This is a genomic window from Ruegeria sp. AD11(2025), assembly GCF_056542405.1.
In genome coordinates this window covers 1-1,459 of record NZ_JBQFZU010000101.1, presented here as the reverse complement: position 1 = coordinate 1,459, position 1,459 = coordinate 1, and the positions used below count along the sequence as shown (strand labels likewise).

General features: G+C 56.7%; 2 protein-coding genes. One reads left to right on the top strand and one right to left on the bottom strand.

Annotation, left to right across the window (positions count from 1 at the left end; translation table 11 throughout):
- On the bottom strand, positions 1–631 hold a 631-nt coding region (locus tag ACR1XY_RS24485), incomplete at its 3' end, for a fatty acid desaturase (protein WP_480597403.1).
- Between the two features lie 138 nt (positions 632–769).
- Between ACR1XY_RS24485 and ACR1XY_RS24480 the strand changes: the two genes are divergently transcribed.
- Positions 770–1,459, top strand: a 690-nt coding sequence (locus tag ACR1XY_RS24480) for a LacI family DNA-binding transcriptional regulator (RefSeq protein ID WP_480597401.1), incomplete at its 3' end; no start/stop codon positions are given.

Genomic DNA, 1,459 nt, shown 5'->3' with positions numbered 1-1,459 from the left:
GGATTGCAAGGTGAATGCGCGAGGCCCAGAAGGCCTTGGACCGGTCAGCTTCGATCAGGAACGTCTTCTGATCCCTGGTCAGCCGGCCTGCCGAAAGCAGAGCCATCTTTTTCAATTCGGTCCATCCCGATTGCAGATGAAGCATGTTCCAGAGAATGTTCAGTGGATGCGGGGGCCGCGGAAAGGCGATCTCGGGATCCTTGCCGACAATTACGGTATGCGTGTGATGCCGTGTATGGCTCCACCGCCAGAGATAGGGGTTCTTCAACGACATGAACGAGGCCAGCTGATAGGCGGCTGTGTTCAGCCATGACGTCTTGAAGACGGTCCCATGACAGCATTCGTGCCAACGGCTGTCGGCGCAGGACCCGTACAAAATGCCGTAGAGGATGACGGACGGAACGGCCCACCAGGTGCCCCATGTCACGATCACTATGGCACCTGTCATCAGCACCATGCCCAGCCAGATCCCGTAGTCGATCAGAGCCGGCCCGTCGCGACGCTTTATCAGTTCTTTCATCCGTTTGCGAGGAACCGGCGTGGCGTACCACTGCTTCGGCGTGAAGCTTGGACCGCTGTCTCGGCCTGTCAGCGAGTAGTCCCGCCATTGCTGTGTGGTTTCAGAAGACACATCAACATCCTTCTTTGCGTTTCCACAGAGAGCAGAGCAGTTGCATCAGTCCCAGGTCAAATTTCAGATGATATTTTTCATCTTTTCTTTCACAATGCACTGCAAATAAGGTGATGAAATCTATCATGGGGCCTAATCGTGGCGCGTGTCACCCTCAAAGACGTAGCTCAGAAGGCCGGGGTCGGCGTTGCAACTGTCGACCGGGTTCTGAACGCGCGGGCACCTGTTTCTGCGGCCACGTCTGCGCGGGTTCTGTCCGCAGCTGATGCGTTGGGCTATCGCTCGGCAGGACTGTTGCGTCGCCGGATCGAGGAGATGGCCCCGGCAAAGCGGTTGGGTTTCGTCCTTCAGAAAGAAGGAAAATGGTTCTATCGAGAACTGGCAACTGCACTACAAAGACAGGCAGAACAGCTGCGAAACATTCGGGCCACGGTCGACATCCGCTTTGTTGAAAGCCTGTCGCCATCAGACCTTGCGTCAGCGGTTGAGGAAATGAGCGTCCGTGCGGACGCCATCGGATTGGTCGCCATTGATCATGCGGATATCAACCGGGCGATTGCGACCGCAGATATCCCTGTATTTGCGTTGCTGTCCCCGCTGTCATCCCCGGATGTTGCCGCCTACGTTGGGATCGACGGCAGAAAGGCTGGGCGCACTGCGGGCTGGGCCATGGCACGATTGAACCGATCCAATGGCCCTGTCGGCATCCTGATCGGATCACATCGCTATCTTGGGCATGAGGCTCTTGAGAGCGGGTTCAGAAGCTATATGCGCGAGTTTGCACAGCAAACTTCGATCCGCGATTCCGTGGTCTATCTGGATGACGCA